Here is a 17855-nt window from a genome sequence, read left to right on the forward strand (position 1 = left end):
GGCTACCCCCGCTTCTCTTTGGCCTGGTCAGCATTTAGGGCTTCGAAGCCGGAAACCACATCAAACAGTTCTTCGTCGATGGTGCTTTGACGCTCGCGGTGGTACTGTTTGGATAGGGTGTCGAGCAGCTCGTCGATGTTTTTTTCGGCCCGCCGCATGGCGGTAAGGCGGCTGGCGTTTTCGCTGGCCAGCGACTCTGCGCAAGCCCGGAACAACGACACGAACAAATACTCGCCGATGAGCGTGAGCAGCGTGGGCGTGCGCGCCCCCGCCACCTCAGGCCGCGTGGTGGTGGGCCAGTGAAAAACAGCCAGCTCCTTTTGCCACTGCGCATCGAGCGGAAGCAGGCGCTGGCTCACCGCCGAGTAGCCGGTGCCCGCGTGGGGTTGATTGTGGAAGACGTAGCACTCAGTGAGGGTCCCGTCATCGAGGGCTTGCTGGGCCTTGAGCAGCAGCTGCGCTACCAGCGGCGTGATGCTGGTGATAGCAGTGGGCACCGGAAAATTCGCCGTGACGGGCAGGCCAGCGTCGGTCAGCAGATTCTGCACCCGCTCGCCCACGGCCCAGACCTGCCGGGTGCCCGGCAGCGGGGCTAGTGTGTGGGCCACGAAGTCAGCAAGGGTGTTATTGAACGAACCCACCAAGCCTTGGTCGGACCCAAACACGACAGCCCCGATAACGGGGGGAAGGACCGGGCGCAGGACTAGTTGCGGGGCCGGGCGTGCGGTTTTGCTCCCCGGCTCCGGTACCGGCTCCGACTGAAAGTAGGCTACCATGCCCAACGCCACGGTGCGGTAGTAATCGCCGAGCGCGGCCACGGCCAGCTGGTACTGCCCGATGTTGGCCGCAGCTAGGGCTTTCATGGTCCGCACCACCGATTTGATGTCCCGCGCCCCGTCCATCTGGCGGTTCAGGCTTTCAAGGCTATCCATTTGCAGTGGGGGTTTCGTCCGCTTTTAGCGGGGCCTGAAAATCGGCCACGACGGTTTTAGCCAGGGCCAGTAAGGTTTTCTCGTCGGCGGGATTCAGGGGGTCCGGGCCTACCAGGCGCTGGAGCAGGTCGGCGGGCAGGTCGTGGTAGCGCTGGGCCAGGGCATCCTCGGCGGCGGATAGCTGCGCTACCGGCACGGCGTCCAGCAGGCCGCTGGTAAGGGCCAGCAGCACCAGCAGCTGCTCGGCCACGGGCATGGGGTGCTGGTTAGGCTGCTTGAGCCAGCCCCGAATCCGCTGGCCGTGGTCGATGACGGCCCGGGTGTGCTCATCGAGCCGCGTGCCGAAGCGGGCGTAGTTTTCCAGCTCCTCAAACTGGGCGTAGGCCAGCTTGAGGTTGCCCGTGGTGGTGCGATAGGCCGGCAGCTGGGCCTGCCCGCCCACCCGCGACACCGATTTGCCCACATCGACGGCCGGCAGAATGCCCGCCTCGAAGAGCGTGGGCGACAGGTAAATCTGCCCGTCGGTGATGGAAATGAGGTTGGTGGGGATGTAGGCCGAGATGTTCTGGGCTTCGGTTTCGATAATGGGCAGGGCCGTGAGGGAGCCGCCGCCCAGTGCCGGGCTCAGGTGCGTAGCGCGTTCGAGCAGGCGGGAGTGGATGTAGAATATATCGCCCGGAAACGCCTCCCGGCCCGGCGGCCGCCGCAGCAGCAGTGACAGCTCGCGGTAGGCGCGGGCGTGGTTCGTGAGGTCGTCGTACACGATGAGCACGTCGCGGCCCTGCGCCATAAAGTGCTCGGCCACGCTGGTAGCGGCATACGGCGCGATATATTTAAGACCAGGCGCTTCGTTGCCCTCGGCCACCAGCACAATGGTGTAGGCCAGAGCCTTTTTCTCGCGCAACGTCGCCACCACGCCCGCCACCGACGCGGCGCGCTGCCCAATGGCGCAGTATATGCACAGCACGTTGTGGCCCAGCTGGTTGAGAATGGCATCCAGGGCAATGGCGGTTTTGCCAGTCTGCCGGTCGCCCAGAATCAGCTCGCGCTGGCCCCGCCCGATGGGAATCAGGGCATCGAGCACTTTCAGGCCGGTTTGGAGCGGCACGTTCACCGCCGCCCGGTCCATGATGGCCGGGGCCGGCCGCTCGATGGGCAGCCGCTCCATCGTAGTGAAGGGTGGCAGGTCGTCCAGCGCCTCGCCCAATGGATTGATAACCCGGCCAATAAGCGCGTCGCCCACTGGAATGTCCATCACCCGGCCGGTGCGCTCCACCGCATCGCCCACGTTCAGCCGCGCATCCTCGCCCAGCAAAATCACCCCAATTTCGTCCTCATCCAGGTTGTAGGCAATGCCGAACAGGCCGCCGGGAAATGCCAACAACTCCTCGAATCCCGCCCCCGGCAGCCCCGCCACCCGCACCACCCCCGCCGATACGCTAATGACCGTGCCCGTCTCGCGGGGCAGCAGCGCGGGCGCAAAGGCGTCGCTGGCCCGCACTAATTCGGCGAAGGTGGCGGTGAGGCGTTCGGGGAGCGGGCTAGGAGGCAACGGCATGAGGCAGGGCGGGCGCGGCCGGTTGGGGTGCTACGCACTGGGGCGCAGGTTGAGGCTGGGGAGCAGCAGATTAGGGTGCAGATTGAAGTTGAGGGGCAGTTTGGGGCTGGGCAGTAGCGGCGGTGCTGCTTTTTTCCAGCGCAGCCAAGTAGCTGGTCGCGCCCCAGGCCAGCTGAAAACCGTTGGCGTTCAGTGTAATTCCGCTGATGAGGGCGGGGCTGGTGCTGAAGGCCACGGCCGGGGCCGCGCCCAGCAGCCGCGTCAGCGCCGTGGTGATGGCGGCCTGCTGGTCGTCGGTGAGGGGGAAGGCGCTTTGCACCTGCATCGGCTTTTTGTCGGCCTGAAAAGCGTCGAGCAGAGGCTGCCGGGCGGCGGCATCCAGCGCTTGCAGCCGCTGGAGGAAGGTAGCTATGGTTTGCGATTCCAAGTCCACCGAAGCCAGGTCGGTGAGGGCTTTTTTGGTGAGGGAAAACACGGTCTGCCGGGTTTGGCGGGCAATCTTGTCCTGCATATCGTCCTGGGTTTGTTGCAGGGCCTTCTGCTGCTTGGCGCGTTGGGTTTCGGCCTCCTGGCGGGCGGCTTCCAGCAGCTTCTGCCGCTGGGTTTCGGCGTCGGCGGTGGCGGTGGCCAGCAGGGCTTGCTTCTGCGCATCGAAGTCGGTGTTCTTCTTCGTGAACTCCTCGTGCTCGGTTTTGGCCTCGGCTTGCTGGGTTTTGGCAGCGTTGAGCTGCGCCGTGATTTTCTTTTCGCGCGCATCAATGGCCGCCAGAACCGGGGCATACAGGAAGCGCTTCATCAACCACACCAGTAAGGCGAAGTTGACGAGTTGGGCAATGACGGTGAACCAGTTAATATGCATAACAGGCGCGTTATTTGGCGATGACGTGCGTCCAGAACGGGTTGGCAAAAATGAGAATCATCGACACTACGAAACAGTAGATGGCGGTCGATTCAATCATGGCCAGGCCCACGAAAAGGGTGCGCGTAATGGTGGCCGACGCATCAGGCTGCTGGGCCAGGGCGCTCAGGGCCGCCGCCACGGCCTTGCCCTCACTCAGGGCCGGAAACATGGTGCCGATGCCCGTGGTGAGCCCGGCCATGATGATGGAAATGAAGGCAATGGTGGTGGCGCTGTCCATAGTAAGTTGGGGGTGTTTAATTTTGTTGAGAAGGGGGGAGGGAAGCGTCCTGGAATGGTCATGTTGAGCGGCTCGCAGCGGAGTCGAAACATCTCTACCGCTTCGTTAAAATGGCATTGATTACTAATGCGGAAGAGATGCTTCGACTCCGCTGCGCGCCGCTCAGCATGACGTTCATTTAGCCGCGACTTCCGCGACTTCCTCCACCGGCTTAGCCACCGCTGCCGCGATGTACACCGTGGCCAGAATGCTGAAAATATACGCCTGCACCAGGCCCGTGAGCAGGCCCAGCAGGTTCATGAGGACGGGAAAAAACAGGGGCGAAATGCTCAGCAGAATGCCCACAATCATGCCCCCGCTCATGATGTTGCCGAACAGGCGCACGGCCAGCGCCAGCGTGCGGGAAACTTCGCTGATGAGATTGAAAGGCAGCATGATAAAAGTGGGCTGCACGTACGTTTTGAGGTAGTGCAGCACGCCGCCTTGTACCATCCCAAAAAACGGGACTGCCAGAAAAACCGCCAGTGCCAGTGCCACGGTGGTGGAGAGCGAGCCGGTGGGCGGCTGATAGCCCGGCAGTACAATGCCGCAGTTGGACACGGCAATGAACAGAAACAGCGTGCCGATGAAGCCGATGTAACGCTGCGGCTGCTTCAGGCCCACTTCCTCAATCTGGGTATTGATGCCGGTAACGATAATTTCGAGCGCGCACTGCCAGCGCGCACTGCGCAGGCCCGTTTGCAGGTGGCGGGTGCCCCAGGCCGCCCCGGCCACCATCACCAGCATGATGCCCCAGGTGGTGACCAGCGTGAGGTTGATGGTGACGAACCCGGACTGCCAGAAAATGAGTTCGTCGGAGCTAAGCGTCATGGGAAATCGGTTTAGAAAGGGGCACCCCAGCGGGCGCGGCCGGCCGGGTGAAATGGGCCACCAGATAGCGTGCCGCCACGAAGCCGAGCAGACCGCCGAGCAGCGTCCGCCAGTCGCCCCGGCCCACGTGGTAGAGGCCCGTCACGGCCCCGCCCACGCGCCCCAGAAAGCTGCCCAGCACCCACAGCGCGGGGTGGCGGGCCGTGAGCGTGGCCCGCACCGTGAGCCAGAGGCCGTAGTAAAACAGGATGCCCAGGGCCAGGCCGGCCACCAGGGCCAGTGCCAGATGTGTGGGTTCAGTCATCGGTTTTAGGCTTTGGTGGATGCATCGTTTTGTCTTCTTTCGCCACCCAGCCCCAGGCCGAGAAGCAGCCCACCACTAGGCCCGCCAGCAGCAGTGTCAGGGTCCAGGAGAAGGATTGGGGATGGTGCTTATCGAGCCACGCGCCCAGGGCCGCGCCAGCCAGCGCCGGTACCACCACCCCCCAGCCCACCATGCCAAACAGGCCCAGGCCGTACCACACGCCCGTTTTCTGGTCGCGCAGAGCCAGCAGCTTGCGCGTTTCCTGCGCGCCGATGCGCTGGCTAAGCGGCGAGGCGGGTTTGGGGTCGGCGGGTTTCATGGGGGCGGGTTGGGGGAAGGGGTTCAGGCGGGTTGGTGCAGCAATTCCAGGCGGGCGAGAAAGCCGGTCTCTATCTTTTTGAGCGAGGTGCGGGCCTGCACTTCTTCGGCATCCTGGTGTTGGAAGTCCTTTTCCACGGCGGCGCGGAGCTGGCCGAGGTCGGCCCCGCCAATGGCGTTGCGCACGGCCACCGACACGTCGGGGCCGGCTTTCAGTAGCACGCCTTCGTCCAGGGCCAGGTAATGCACGGCACCATCGGCGGTTTCGTAGCTGAAAATGCCGGGCACCAGGGCCGCCGCGCAGTCGAGCCGCCGGGGTAGCAGCCCGTAGCTCCCGGCACTGGTTTCCAGCATAATGCGGCGCACGTCCCGGATATCGAGGAACACCCGAAACGGCAGCAGCACTTTGAGGGTCATGGTTGGCATGGGGGTAGGGGTGAATAGGGAAGGAGAGAGAATCAGAACGTCATGCTGAGCGCAGCGGAGCGGCGTCGAAGCATCTCTACCTCATTATTAATCAATGCCGTTGCAACGAAGCGATAGAGATGCTTCGACTGCGGCTGCGCCTTCGCTCAGCATGACGACCTTTTTGGCCCTTCTATTACTCCAGCTAAGCAGCTACAGCTTCCGCAGTCACTTTCGCCGTCGGCGCTTTCGCATCCTTCCCCGCCTTTTGCCGGGCCTCGTCAATCTTTCCAATCATATAAAAAGCACTCTCGGGCAGGTCGTTGAACTCGCCGGCCAGGATTCGTTCGCAGCCGCTCAGGGCGTCCTCCAGGGGCACGTCGCGGCCGGGCAGGCCACTGAACTGCTCGGTGGAGAAAAACGGCTGGGTGAGAAACCGCTCCAGCCGGCGGGCCCGGCCCACCAGGTCGCGGTCGGCGGGCGAGAGCTGCTCCAGGCCCAGCATGGCGATAATGTCCTGAAGCTCTTCGTACTGGGCCAGCACCCGCTTAATTTCCTGGGCCACGGCGTAGTGCCGGGGGCCGATGATGGCGGCGGTAGCCATTTTGGAGTTGGATTGCAGCAGGTCGATGGACGGGTAGAGCCCCTCGCTGGCCTTCTTGCGCGAGAGCACAATGGAGGCCGACAGGTGCGAAAAGGCGTGCACGGCCGCCGGGTCCGTCAGGTCGTCGGCCGGCACATACACGGCCTGAATGGACGTAATAGCCCCGGCCTCGGTGTTGGCAATGCGCTCCTCCAGCTTCGACAGCTCGGTGGCCAGCGTGGGCTGGTAGCCCAGGCGCGAAGGCATCTGGCCCAGCAGGCCCGATACTTCCATGCCCGCCTGAATGAAACGGAAGATGTTGTCAATCAGCAGCAATACATCACGCTGCTGCTCGTCGCGGAAGTATTCGGCCATCGTGAGGGCGGCGTGGCCAACCCGGAAACGGGCGCCGGGTGGCTCGTTCATCTGGCCAAACACCATCACCATGTTTTTGAGCACGCCGGCCGCTTTCATGTCTTCGTATAGCTCGTTGCCCTCGCGGCACCGCTCGCCGATGCCGCAAAACATACTCACGCCGTTGGTATGGCCCACCATGTTATGAATCATCTCCTGCAAAAGCACGGTTTTGCCCACCCCCGCGCCCCCAAACAGCCCGGCTTTGCCCCCTTGCTCCAGCGGAATCAGCACATCGATAGCTTTGATGCCGGTGAGGAAGATTTCGGACTTGGTGGCGCGCGCCATCAGGGGCGGAGGCAACCGGTGAATAGGGTGGCGCGGGAGCGGCGGCAGGACCGGCCCGTGGTCGATGGTATTACCAAACACGTCGAACATCCGGCCCAACAGCTCTGGGCCCACCGGCACCGTCAGGGGCTGGCCGGCCGTGGTTATGCGCATCCCACGGGCCAGGCCCTGGGTCGGGTTCAGGGCGATGCCGCGCACACGGTGGTCGTCGAGCTGGGTCAGCACCTCAATCACCACCGCCTGCCCGGCCCCCGCATACAGCACCGCGTAAATGGCCGGCAGCTCGTGCTCAAACCACCCATCCACCACGCTGCCCCGCACCGACAGGATACGGCCATCGGTGCGGGCGGCGGGCGGCACCAGCCCGGCCACGCCGGCTGACGTGCCCACTTCCGGCGAGGAGGTTTGAGGGTTCATAAGGATAGGCGAGTGGTCCGGCCATCAGCCCAACCAGCGGGGCGACCCTGGCAAAGTTGGCCGTTTCCCCAAGCCTATACGCTGACGAGAATCCGCGAAACCCATGATGTTCATCATGCCGGCCACCGGGGCCGGGCGCGGGCGGCGGGTTGCTGAAGCAGCTTTGGGCTGCGGTGGGTGTTGGAGAGTAGCCTTCCGGTTCCCACACTATCAGTAGGCCCGAACTCACCTCATTGTCTATTAATGAGCGGGGGTTCTGGTCGGTACCAGTTTCGTTTTGGGGAAGTTGCTTAATGTATCTTGTGGCCCTGAATAAGAGTAGTAGATGTTCTAAAAAAAACAATATTAGGATAATATGGCACGGATGAATGCTGATGTTGTGGGTAAAGTTCACAATACTCGATTGAATTTTAAGGATGGAATCATGGCCCTGTTTGAGGCCATAGCAAATTCCATCCAGAGTATTGATGACGCAAAAATTAATAATGGAGAAATACTGATTGAATTATTAAGACGGAAAAGTCTTTTCGACGGTCAAGAAGACGGCGTACTTCCTATTGACACTATTAAAATTACAGACAATGGAGTTGGCTTTATAGAAGAAAATTTCATTTCTTTCTTGAGTTCTGACTCAACATATAAGCTCAATAGAGGTGGGAAAGGGATAGGACGCTTTGTGTGGTTAAAAGTATTTGACCACGCCTGCGTTGAAAGTGATTTTACTCAAGATGGCAAATCTATAAATCGTTATTTTGAATTTGTTAATAATAAGGAAGCCATTGTTAATGAGAAATTCACTAGCGCCCCCAAAGGGGTAAAAGGTACAACTGTCATCCTCAAGCACCTCAAAGAAGGTTACCTTGAAAAATTTCCAAGGACGCTCAAGGATACTGCAGAGCAAATAATTGAGCATTTAATAGCTCGGTTGATATCGTCAAGTTGTCCCAAAATAATTCTAAGAGATACAAGTGTATTGCCTACAGTAGAAATCGATATCAACCATAAATTTAACACTGACTTTTTATTGGATAGTGATGCTGATTCATTTAAGATTAATAATTATCAGTTTGAGGTAGCATTATTACGAGTAAGAGCTACTGATACAAAGGCTTGCCATTCAATTTATCTGAGTGGCAATGATAGAGTTGTGACAACCACTCCTTTAAATAAATTTATTCCAAGCTTGACAGATTCTCTGAGAGATGTTAAGACTGGTGAAATGTTCTGGATTAAAGCGTTGGTGTCAAGTGCTTATCTAGATGCAAATGTTAATAATGAAAGAACAAAGTTTTCACTTCGTTCAGGTGGTGATATTGAAGGTACTGCTGACATAATCAATGAAATAACACTCAAAGAGATAGAATTTCAGAGTTCTGAAGTTGTTAGGAACTATTTTGAGGGATATCTGAGTAGTTTACGGGTTGACAAAAGAGTTAATCTGGAAAATGCGCTTGATGACATGCCGCATTTTTTACCGTTGGTTGCCTACGATAGTGTAGTGGATTCGATTACACCGGCCCAATTACAGGATAAAAATAAACTCAATCTTGCTCTTCAGAAAGCCAAGTATGAAATTTTACTTGAAGCAAAAAAGGAAGTTAACGACATTCAGTCACAGATGGAGAATATTTCTGACGAAAATGTTTCGTTAGAAACTATGAGCGAATACAAAAGAGGATTCGACCAACTAGTTTCAAAATTGACTGCAATAAGCAAAAGCGAATTGTCTGAATATGTGGTGCATAGAAGAATATTATTAGATATATTTGAAAAACTGCTCTCAAAAAAAGGAGATGGTAAATATCCGTGGGAGGAAGAGATTCATAATCTGATTTTTCCCAAGGGCAAAACTTCAGATGAAATGCTTGGGGTATCGCAAAATCTTTGGCTTATTGATGAAAGACTTTCTTATCATAAATTCATAGCTTCAGACTTGCCCCTAGATAAAGGAAAGAAGAATAGTGGAAGGCCAGATGTATTAATTGGCAAGCAAGTTACTAATTCTATTCAGGAACAAGAGCTACTTTTTGATACTCCGTTGGTATATTCAGAAAGTTCCCGTGTTGTCGCTTTTGATTCGATGGTTGTGCTCGAATTCAAAAGGGCCATGCGCAAAGATTATGCTGGTGACAAAGACCCAATCGACCAAATTAAGGGGTATATACGTGAGATTCGAAATGGCAAAGCTCTAGACCCTAAAGGACGGCCTATTATCGTTTCTGATTCATGCAGATTCTATGCGTATCTAATTTGTGACCTTACCCCGGAATTGAAAAGCGAAATTCGTGAAATGCATGATTTCACCCCAATGGTTGAGGGCAACGGATTATTTGCGATGCTTAAGTCTCTGAATACATACATTGAAGTCTTGTCTTACAATAAGTTATTGTCTGATTCTGCACAGCGTAACAGAGTATTGTTTGAGAAGCTGCAAATGGATTATGTTTGATTTTATTGATGTTCGTCCAAACTATTGTGAATCTTCGCTACGAAATAGTTGATTCACGATTCTAGGCTGAACTGAACTCCCCCAAACCTCACCGCTGCCAGCGAATACGGTGGTTCTCCAGCGGCACGGCAATGCCTTCATAGGTGGGCAGGAGGCGGGCTGTAAAGTAAGTCGTTGTGCTACGATTGAAAATTGATTGCCAGCGAAATACGCCCCCCTAATCCTACTTCCACGATTCGCTGTAAGGTAGACAGGCGCACCTCCTTCACATTGTTCTCGATTTTGGAGATGTACGACTTGGAGGTGCCGGTTTTTTCGGCTAGTTCGGCCTGGGTCAGGCCGCGCTCCAGCCGGGCCTCGTGCAGCAAGCTGCCTAGTTTGAAGCTTTCGTACCCTGCTTCCAGCTCTTCGCGTTTCGTTGCGCCGCGGGGGCCGTAATGCTTGTCTTTGAACTCGCTCAGGGTCGTTACGCTATTTTTTTTCGTGCTCATATTCTTGTTTGATTTTCTGGGCTTTTTCGATTTCTGCTTTGGGCGTCTTCTGGCTTTTCTTCTGAAAGCCATTCGCTAAGACCACCAGCTTGCCTTCATCGAAAAAGCAGAAGATGCGGAAAATGTCACTAGCCAGTTGGACGCGAATTTCATACAACCCCTCGGTGCCTTCCAGGTGCTTGAGGTAGGTTTCGGGTACCCGGTCTACTTCTTCGAGCAGCTCCAGCGTCCAGATGATTTTGGCTTTCACCTTGTCACGCTGCCGCAGGAAGAACTGCTCGAAATAGCCCTTATAGAAGATGACGGTTCGGCACGTTGGGCGGTTGCTCACGTCACAAAACTACAAAAGTTGCCCATAAGTGCAACCTTTGTAGTTTTGAAGCAGAATTTATTCAGCTAATCCCTGGTTCCTCTCGCCCTCACCGCTGCCAGCGGATATGCTGGTCCTCCAGCGGCACGGCGATGCCTTCGTAGGCGGGCAGGACGCGGGCCGTGAAGTCACTGGCGGGGCGCGGGGTGCTGACCAGGGCCTGGTAGTGCAGGTAGCCGTCGGCGGCGGGGGCCGCGTCTGGTTGCAGCGGGATGCGCTGGGCTTCGGTGCCGCTGGGGCCCTGCGCGTAGAGTTCTACCAGCACCTGGTCGGGGGTGAGCGCGCCGAGGCGGAGGGCGACGTGAAACAGGTAGCCATTGGCGACGGTCTCGGTTTGCACCGCGCCGAATTCCAGCTTATCCCACTCACTGGCAAGCTGCTGGCGCTGCTGCACGATGGCCGCACCGGCCGCGCCCTGGTTGGTGGCGCGCTGGGCGTAGCGGGTGGCGGCGGGCAGGTAGTAGCCCTCCGTGTACTGGCGCACGGTGCGGTTGGCCGAAAACTGCGGGGTGAGGGTGGCCATGCTCCGGCGCATGCGCTCGACCCAGCGGGCGGGGATGTCCTGCGCATCGCGGGCGTAGAACTCGGGCACCACCTGGGTTTCGAGTAGGGTGTAGAGGGCGTCGGCTTCGGCGGCGTCCCAGGCGGGGTCGTCGCCGTGCTCCTGGCCGTCGCCCAGGGCCCAGCCCACTTCGGGAGTGTAGGCTTCGGCCCACCAGCCGTCGAGCTCCGAGAGGTTGAGGCCGCCATTCACGAGCACCTTCATGCCGCTGGTACCGCAGGCCTCCCAGGGCCGGCGGGGCGTGTTCAGCCACACATCCACGCCCTGCACCAGGTGCTCGGCCAGCAGCATATCGTAATCACTAAGAAAGACGACGTGCTGATACAGATTATGCTGAATAATAAACTGCATCCACTGCTGAATCAGGGCTTTGCCGCCTTCGTCGAAGGGCGGGGCTTTGCCGGCCAGCACCAGCTGCACGGGCTGCTCGCGGTTGGTGAGCAGGCGGATGAACCTCTCGGGGTCGTGCAGCAGCAGGTTGGGCCGCTTGTAGGCCACGAAGCGGCGGGCAAAACCCAGGGTGAGGGTGTTGTCGTCGAACACCTTGCCGGCGATATCGACCAGCCCCGGTGCATAGCCTGCTACGGTGAACTGCCGGGTCAGTCGTTCGCGGGTGTAGGCTACCAGCGCCTGGCGGCAGCTGGTGCGCAATTGCCACAGGGCGGCATCGGGCACCTGCGCGATGTGTTCGGCCAGGGCATCGAGGTCGCCGCGCCACCGGTCCTTGCCGCAGGCGGTGGTCCAGAGGTCGTCGGCGGCCTCGGCATCCCAGCTGGGCATGTGTACGCCGTTGGTGACGTGGGCCACCGGCACCTCCTCGGTGGGCCAGCGCGGAAACAGGCTACCGAACAGCTGCCGGCTCACCACTCCGTGCAGCTTACTGACCCCATTCACAGCCCCGCAGCCCCGAATGGCCAGCAGCGCCATGTTGAACGGCTCGGCCGGGTTGGTAGGACTTTGCCGGCCCAGCGCCAGCAGGGTGTTGAGTTCAATGCCCAACTCCTGCCGGGCGTAGTCGCCCAGAAACTGGTCCACCAGCGCCGGGCGGAAGTGGTCGAAGCCCGCCGCAACGGCCGTGTGGGTAGTAAACAGGTTGCCGGGGCGCGTCATGGCCAGCGCCGCCTCGAAGGCGAGGTCGGTTTCCTGCATGACCGACCGCGCCCGCTCCAACACCACAAAGGCCGCGTGGCCCTCGTTGAGGTGGCACACGTCGGGCTTAATGTTCAGTGCTTTTAGCAGCTGCCAGCCGCCCATGCCGAGGATGATTTCCTGCTGGATGCGCTGCTCCATGCCCCCGCCGTAGAGCTCGGCCGTGATGCCCCGGTGGACCGGCAGGTTGGCCGGGTCGTTGCTGTCGAGCAGGTACAGCCTTACGCCACCCACCCGCACCTGCCAGGTGCGCAGCCACACCGGAAAGCCCGAGAGCGTAATCGGCAGCCGCAGCCACTCGCCGTTGGGCAGCCGCAGCGGGGTGATGGGCAGTTGGCCGGGGTCATTATACGGAAACAACGCCTGCTGCGCCCCCTGCCGGTCAATCTCCTGCCGGAAGTAGCCCTGCTGATAAAGCAACCCCACCGCCACCACGGGCACGCCCAGGTCGCTGGCCGATTTGAGCTGGTCGCCGGCCACGTTGCCCAGCCCGCCCACGTAAATCGGCAGCGCCTCGCTCAGCATGAATTCCATGCTGAAATACGCCACGCACGTCAAGGGCGAAGCCGGGTGCTGCTCCTGAAACCACTTCGAGCGGTCGGCCGCCTCTTGTTTCTGCGTCATCAGCGCCGCCATTTGACCCTGAAAAGTGGGGTCGGCGAGGTGTTGCTGTAGGGCCTCGCGGGAGGCCGTTTGCAACACCACCCAGGGGTTGTGGGTGCGGTCCCACAGCTCGGCGTCGAGCTGCTGCCACAGGGCATCGGCCGCGTGGTTCCAGGACCATTGCAGGTCTAGGGCCAGCTCCATCAGGGTTTCGAGGCCGGGCAGCTCGGTGGGCAGGAAGCCGTATTGCCGGCTGAAATTCAGGTTGTCGGTGTTCATATTGTCGGGGGTGGAGAGGAAGGAGATTTCGCCAACGCCGCATCGACCATCTCCTGGGCCTGCGTCATAATCTGAGTGAGGTGTTCCTGACCCAGAAAGCTCTCGCCGTAAATCTTATAAATGGCTTCGGTGCCGGAGGGGCGGGCGGCAAACCACCCGTTCTGGGTCGTAACTTTCAGCCCGCCGATAGGAGCGTGGTTCCCGGATGCCTGGGTCAGAACGGCGGTTATTTTCTCGCCCGCTAACTCGGTGCCGACAACCTGACCGGCTGCCAGGGTCGCCAGCAGATGCTGCTGCACGGGCGTAGCCGGCGCTTCCACTCGGGCCGTGACTGGCTCGCCCAGCGTGCGGGTAAGGTCCTGATAGAGCTGGCCGGGGTCGTGGTCGGTGCGGGCCGTGATTTCGGCCGCCAGCAGCGCCGGGATGAACCCGTCCTTGTCGGTGGTCCATACCTGGCCGTTGCGCCGCAGGAACGAGGCCCCGGCGCTTTCCTCGACCGCCAGGCCCAGTGAGCCATCGAGCAGACCTTCGGCAAACCACTTGAAACCGACGGGCGTTTCGTACAGCGGCCGGCCTAGTCGGGCCGCCACCCGGTCGAGCAGTTGGCTGGTTACCAAAGATTTGCCCACGGCCGCCACGCTGCCCCAGTCGGGCCGGTGCTGAAACAGATAGTCGGCGCACACGGCCAGGTAGTGATTGGGTGGCAGCAGGCCGTGGCTGCGGGTCACGATGCCGTGCCGGTCGTGGTCGGTGTCGCAGGCAAAGGCGATGTCGAAGGCATCCTTCCGCGCAATCAGCCCCTGCATGGCGTAGGCCGAGGAGGGGTCCATCCGAATCTGCCCGTCCCAGTCCACCGGCATGAACCGAAACGTGGGGTCCACGGCCGGATTGATAACAGTGAGATTGAGCTTGTACCGCGCCGCGATGGGCTCCCAATAATGCACCCCGGCCCCGCCCATGGGGTCGACGCCCAGGTGCAGGCCGCTGTCGCGGATGAGGGTCATGTCCACCACGTTGCCCAGGTCAGCCACGTAGGCATTGAGGTAGTCGTGGAGCTGCGTGGTAGCGGCCCGCCGGGCGTTTTCCGGCGACACGCGCTGCACCCCACGCAGGCCGTTGGTCAGCAGCTCATTGGCCTTTTTTTCAATCCATTGCGTGACGGCTGTGGCGGCCCCGCCGCCCTGGGGCGGGTTGTACTTGAAGCCGCCATCGTGGGGCGGGTTGTGCGAGGGCGTCAGCACGATGCCATCGGCCCGGCCGCTTTTTCGGCCCGCATTATGGGTCACGATGGCGTGCGAAATAACCGGCGTGGGCGTGTATTCCTCCTTGCCCGCCAGCCGTACCTGCACTCCATTCGCCGCGAGCACCTCCAGGGCCGTTTCGAGTGCCGGCCCCGACAGGGCGTGGGTGTCCATGCCCATAAACAGCGGCCCGTCAATCTGATGCGCTTTCCGATAGAGACAAATGCTCTGGGTGATGACCAGGATATGGGCCTCGTTAAACGTCCGGGTCAGCGATGAGCCCCGGTGCCCGGATGTGCCAAATACCACGCGCTGGGCCGAAATCGCCGGGTCCGGTGCATCGGTGTAGTAGGCCGCGATGAGCTGGGGAATATTAACCAGCATATCGGGCGGGGCGGGCTTACCAGCCAAAGGGCTTATCTGCATCATCGGGGCACGGGACGGGTGATTTCCTGATTCAGTTGCCGGCCGCCGATGGCCGACCATCACGAAGGCCAGACGGATTCCGCCTGGCCCTCGGCTATCAATAAGCTTGTCTACCGGGCTACGCCGTAGCGTATTCGCCCACGCCCAGGATTTCGCGGGCCCGTGCTACCTCGGCCGCCGTGCCGTGGGCGATGAGCAGGAATTTGCCGGCCTTGATTTCCGTCTCGTACTCCAGCACGCTATTCTCCGGGATGCCGATGCTGGCCAGGGCCCCGGCCAGCGCGCTGACGGAGCCTACTACTACCGCCCCTTCAAGGGCCGCCACCAGTGTCGCCACAAATGGCCCGGCAATGAGTAACGGCCCAAACCCCGGCACCAGAAAAAACGCAGAGCCGAACAGCAGGCTCCAGATGCTGCCCCAAAATGCGCCACTGCCGCCCCAGCTCAGCATCCGGTCGCCCATGTTATAATAGCCCACCACCTTTTCTTCGGTGTGGTATTCCTGGCCCACGATGGAGAGTTGCTTCATATCGTAGCCGTTGGCTTGCAGCTCCTCGACGGCCTGTTCGGCCTGGGCGTGGGTGTCGTAAAGCGCCGACATTATCTGGTCATGTTTCATAAGGGCAGGGATTACAGCTAATGAGGGTTTACAGGGCGTTCAGCATTTTGACAATTTGGCGCTTACGCTTGCCTAGCTTGGCTTGCAGGCGGCTCACCAACTCGTGGCCTTTGCCTTCCACGTAAGTCAGGTCCTCGTCGGTGAGTTGGGTGTAGGCGTGTTGCAACTTGCCCTTGAGCAGGTTCCAGTCGCCGCGCAGCCGCAGCCGCTGGTCAACGCGGTAGTTGCGGAAGTGTTGGCGGCGCGCCATGCCTTTTTTGGAATAAAGCAGGATGCCGGTGAGGGCCCCGACGCCGGCCCCGGCCAGGGCGGTGAGCAATACTTTACCGGTGGTGTTTTTGGGGGTTTCGTACGTCTTCATAAGCGGACTAAAAAAGGGGATAATGAATCCGCAGGCCTCCTTCGGCGCTGCGCGTTTGGGTTTTAGCAAAGGTGAGACCCGGGCCCGCGGTGCCGCGCTGACTTTCAGCAGGCCAAAGGATGATGTTCATCAAGTCCGATGCAACTGTATCACTTTCTGGGCTGCTACTGGCCAGTGGGTCGCGGTTAAATTCGTGTCAGCGGAGTGGTTGGGTACGGGGTGGCGACTAGTTGCCTGAACACGAGAAGCGGGGAAACAAAAAGGCAGCGAGCACGGCGCAAGTCGCACATTCGGACCAGAGGTTTTGACCCGTTTGGGTAAAAAGCCAGAGGGCTAAAGCATAACAATCCGGAGGTTGCAGATAATTATCGAGCAGAAATTTATTGTTTCAACCTCGCTCATCGTAGGAAGCACAGCGGTGGCAATGGCGACCGTTCTTTTACCGTTCGTTCCCCTTCTTATGAAAAACATCCTGGTTCCCACCGATTTTTCGCCCGAGGCCCACCACGCCTACGAAGTGGCTTTGCAGCTCGCCAAGCATACGGGCGGTAACGTGACGCTGCTTTATGTGCTGGAAAACCAGGAGCCCGCGGAGACGAGCAATTTCAGCACCTTCGGCGCTCCCGTTCACGGCGGTGTTGTGCCCAACAGCAGCGACGGCGGCAGTGGCATGGATGGCCTCTTTACCCTAAAGCTGATGCAGGCCACCAAGCACCGGATGCACGTGTTGAAAGAGGAGGCCGCCACCCTGGCCGCCGACGTGCCGGTGCAGGACACGGTTGAAATCGCTGACCTCAGCGATGGCATCCTGGCGGCCATTCAGAAACACGGCAGCGACCTGGTCGTGATGGGCGTCCAAAACCACGGGGGTGCCGAAAATTTCTTTCTGGGCTCGCACGTCGAGCGCACCATTCGCCAGGCCCCCTGCCCGGTCTTGGTCGTGAAGCCGCCGCAAGCGGCCTTTGAGGTGCGTACCATCGTCTTTCCGTCGGACTTCTCGGCCGATGCCGACCGCGCCTTTGCGGGCCTGCAACCTTTGCTTTCGGCTTTCCCTGAGGCCAAGCTGCACCTACTGCACGTCGCCGCTACCGGCAACGATGAGGAAGCCAAACAGCAGATGCAGGCGTTTGCTACGCAGCACCAGCTCACGCACTACCAGGCCGCTTCGGTGCAGGCCGACGAGGTAAGTGCGGGCATTGAGCAGTATGCCCAACAGGTGCAGGCCGATTTGGTCGTGCTTCCCACGTATCACCACTCCGGCCTGAGCAGCTTCCTGCACGCCGGGATTGCCGACACTGTCGCAACCCACGCCCTGCCGCCCGTGCTGACGTATCATTTCGCGCAATTATAAAGAGGGCAACGCGGCACCTAGCTCGGCCAAGGACGGTGATAAAATCGGCAATGCCGATAACCCGGCATAGCAGGCCTCTCAGTGCTGTAGAAAAAAGCCTTCCAGCAACTGTGGAAGGTTTTTTTATGCCCTGCGCGAGCTCGCCATCAACTGAATATGGACGCGGTGCTCCCGCCTTCGCTTATCCAGTTAGTAGCTCAGGTCGTGTTCTTTATTGGATGTTAACTCGGCGGCCTTGCTCAGCTACAGCCTGACCGCATTCAGGGCTGCTCCTGCCAAGTGGGGATGCGGTCCTGCGCCATAAAATCGAGCACCAGGCTGAGTAACTGTGGTCGGGGGTAGGGGCGGGGTGTCAGGCCGAGGGAATCACCGGTGGTTTCGCCCAGCAGGGTACGCAGGTCGCCGGGCTGAGCGTGACGGAAGCCCATGGTCCAAGTGGCGAAGCTGAGCTCTGGCCACGGGCCTTCGCCGAGTACCTGGCAGTGGTGGTGGCGCTGGTCCGACAAAATGCCGTGATAGTAAAGGTGCCGTACGGCGGCGCGGGGGCCTTCCAGCACTTGCAGAAAACGGCCTTCGGAAGTGTGCAGCAGCACGCCGGTGATGTCGTGCTGCCGGTTGTAGGCGCGGGACTGATGGAGCAGGGTATCGAGCGCGGCGGTCCCCATGGGCTCCATCCACTGGCTCTGATAAATAAGGTGATACGGTTGCACGCAGAAAGTAGAAAAA

At 59.6% G+C, this 17855-nt stretch carries 18 protein-coding genes; 2 read left to right on the top strand and 16 right to left on the bottom strand.

Translation table 11 applies throughout. The annotated features are described in order from the left end of the window. Positions 1 to 2: 2 nt before the first annotated feature. The 9 genes from ACVWYF_RS19725 to atpD all read right to left on the bottom strand — a co-directional run bounded on the left by ACVWYF_RS19725 (position 3) and on the right by atpD (position 7228). Positions 3 to 932, bottom strand: a complete 930-nt coding sequence (locus tag ACVWYF_RS19725) for a F0F1 ATP synthase subunit gamma (RefSeq protein ID WP_457071281.1) — start codon at positions 930 to 932, stop codon at positions 3 to 5. Beyond that, positions 925 to 2490, bottom strand: coding sequence for an alternate F1F0 ATPase, F1 subunit alpha (locus tag ACVWYF_RS19730; protein ID WP_457071283.1), 1566 nt, complete (start codon positions 2488 to 2490; stop codon positions 925 to 927). The genes ACVWYF_RS19725 and ACVWYF_RS19730 overlap by 8 nt, the downstream gene beginning before the upstream one ends. 70 nt (positions 2491 to 2560) lie before the next feature. Then, complete coding sequence (locus ACVWYF_RS19735; RefSeq protein WP_457071285.1) at positions 2561 to 3349, bottom strand: F0F1 ATP synthase subunit delta; 789 nt, start codon at positions 3347 to 3349, stop codon at positions 2561 to 2563. Between the two features lie 10 nt (positions 3350 to 3359). Further along, positions 3360 to 3629 (bottom strand): F0F1 ATP synthase subunit C, encoded by a 270-nt coding sequence (locus ACVWYF_RS19740; RefSeq protein WP_457071287.1) that lies wholly within the window; start codon positions 3627 to 3629, stop codon positions 3360 to 3362. A gap of 174 nt (positions 3630 to 3803) precedes the next feature. Then, complete coding sequence (locus ACVWYF_RS19745; RefSeq protein WP_457071289.1) at positions 3804 to 4499, bottom strand: F0F1 ATP synthase subunit A; 696 nt, start codon at positions 4497 to 4499, stop codon at positions 3804 to 3806. Beyond that, the gene (locus ACVWYF_RS19750; RefSeq protein ID WP_457071291.1) at positions 4489 to 4803 is read right to left on the bottom strand and encodes an N-ATPase subunit AtpR; all 315 of its coding nucleotides are present in this window, start codon (positions 4801 to 4803) and stop codon (positions 4489 to 4491) included. Before ACVWYF_RS19750 ends, ACVWYF_RS19745 begins: the two co-directional genes overlap by 11 nt. Further along, positions 4796 to 5122, bottom strand: a complete 327-nt coding sequence (locus ACVWYF_RS19755; protein WP_457071293.1) for an AtpZ/AtpI family protein — start codon at positions 5120 to 5122, stop codon at positions 4796 to 4798. The genes ACVWYF_RS19750 and ACVWYF_RS19755 overlap by 8 nt, the downstream gene beginning before the upstream one ends. A gap of 23 nt (positions 5123 to 5145) precedes the next feature. Then, positions 5146 to 5547 (bottom strand): F0F1 ATP synthase subunit epsilon, encoded by a 402-nt coding sequence (locus ACVWYF_RS19760; protein ID WP_457071295.1) that lies wholly within the window; start codon positions 5545 to 5547, stop codon positions 5146 to 5148. Between the two features lie 184 nt (positions 5548 to 5731). Next, a complete protein-coding gene (gene atpD, locus ACVWYF_RS19765) occupies positions 5732 to 7228 on the bottom strand; it encodes a F0F1 ATP synthase subunit beta (RefSeq protein ID WP_457071297.1) in 1497 nt (498 codons plus the stop codon). Between the two features lie 424 nt (positions 7229 to 7652). Here atpD and ACVWYF_RS19770 point away from each other — a divergent pair, with 424 nt between their 5' ends. Beyond that, positions 7653 to 9677: a hypothetical protein gene (locus tag ACVWYF_RS19770; protein WP_457071299.1), complete on the top strand. Its 2025-nt coding sequence runs from the start codon at positions 7653 to 7655 to the stop codon at positions 9675 to 9677. A gap of 179 nt (positions 9678 to 9856) precedes the next feature. Here ACVWYF_RS19770 and ACVWYF_RS19775 read toward each other — a convergent pair whose 3' ends face one another. The 6 genes from ACVWYF_RS19775 to ACVWYF_RS19800 all read right to left on the bottom strand — a co-directional run bounded on the left by ACVWYF_RS19775 (position 9857) and on the right by ACVWYF_RS19800 (position 15778). Continuing rightward, entirely contained in the window at positions 9857 to 10168 is a 312-nt protein-coding gene (locus ACVWYF_RS19775; RefSeq protein ID WP_457071301.1) for a helix-turn-helix domain-containing protein, read from the bottom strand. Next, positions 10149 to 10499 carry a type II toxin-antitoxin system RelE/ParE family toxin gene (locus tag ACVWYF_RS19780; protein WP_457071303.1) on the bottom strand — a complete coding sequence of 117 codons (351 nt, stop codon included), beginning with the start codon at positions 10497 to 10499 and terminating at the stop codon, positions 10149 to 10151. Before ACVWYF_RS19780 ends, ACVWYF_RS19775 begins: the two co-directional genes overlap by 20 nt. An 88-nt stretch (positions 10500 to 10587) precedes the next feature. Further along, entirely contained in the window at positions 10588 to 13131 is a 2544-nt protein-coding gene (glgP, locus tag ACVWYF_RS19785) for an alpha-glucan family phosphorylase (RefSeq protein ID WP_457071305.1), read from the bottom strand. Next, complete coding sequence (gene pgm / locus ACVWYF_RS19790) at positions 13128 to 14801, bottom strand: phosphoglucomutase (alpha-D-glucose-1,6-bisphosphate-dependent) (protein ID WP_457071307.1); 1674 nt, start codon at positions 14799 to 14801, stop codon at positions 13128 to 13130. Before pgm ends, glgP begins: the two co-directional genes overlap by 4 nt. A gap of 115 nt (positions 14802 to 14916) precedes the next feature. Beyond that, positions 14917 to 15417, bottom strand: a complete 501-nt coding sequence (locus ACVWYF_RS19795) for a general stress protein (protein ID WP_457071309.1) — start codon at positions 15415 to 15417, stop codon at positions 14917 to 14919. Positions 15418 to 15445: 28 nt separating this feature from the next. Beyond that, positions 15446 to 15778 carry a hypothetical protein gene (locus ACVWYF_RS19800; protein WP_457071311.1) on the bottom strand — a complete coding sequence of 111 codons (333 nt, stop codon included), beginning with the start codon at positions 15776 to 15778 and terminating at the stop codon, positions 15446 to 15448. Positions 15779 to 16238: 460 nt separating this feature from the next. On the opposite strand from ACVWYF_RS19800, the gene ACVWYF_RS19805 reads away from it, so the two are divergent. Then, positions 16239 to 17129 (top strand): universal stress protein, encoded by an 891-nt coding sequence (locus ACVWYF_RS19805; RefSeq protein WP_457071313.1) that lies wholly within the window; start codon positions 16239 to 16241, stop codon positions 17127 to 17129. Positions 17130 to 17389: 260 nt separating this feature from the next. On the opposite strand, the gene ACVWYF_RS19810 is transcribed toward ACVWYF_RS19805, so the two are convergent. Continuing rightward, a complete protein-coding gene (locus tag ACVWYF_RS19810) occupies positions 17390 to 17839 on the bottom strand; it encodes a BLUF domain-containing protein (RefSeq protein ID WP_457071315.1) in 450 nt (149 codons plus the stop codon). Positions 17840 to 17855 lie beyond the last annotated feature (16 nt).

The sequence above is a fragment of the Hymenobacter sp. UYAg731 genome, from assembly GCF_054061335.1.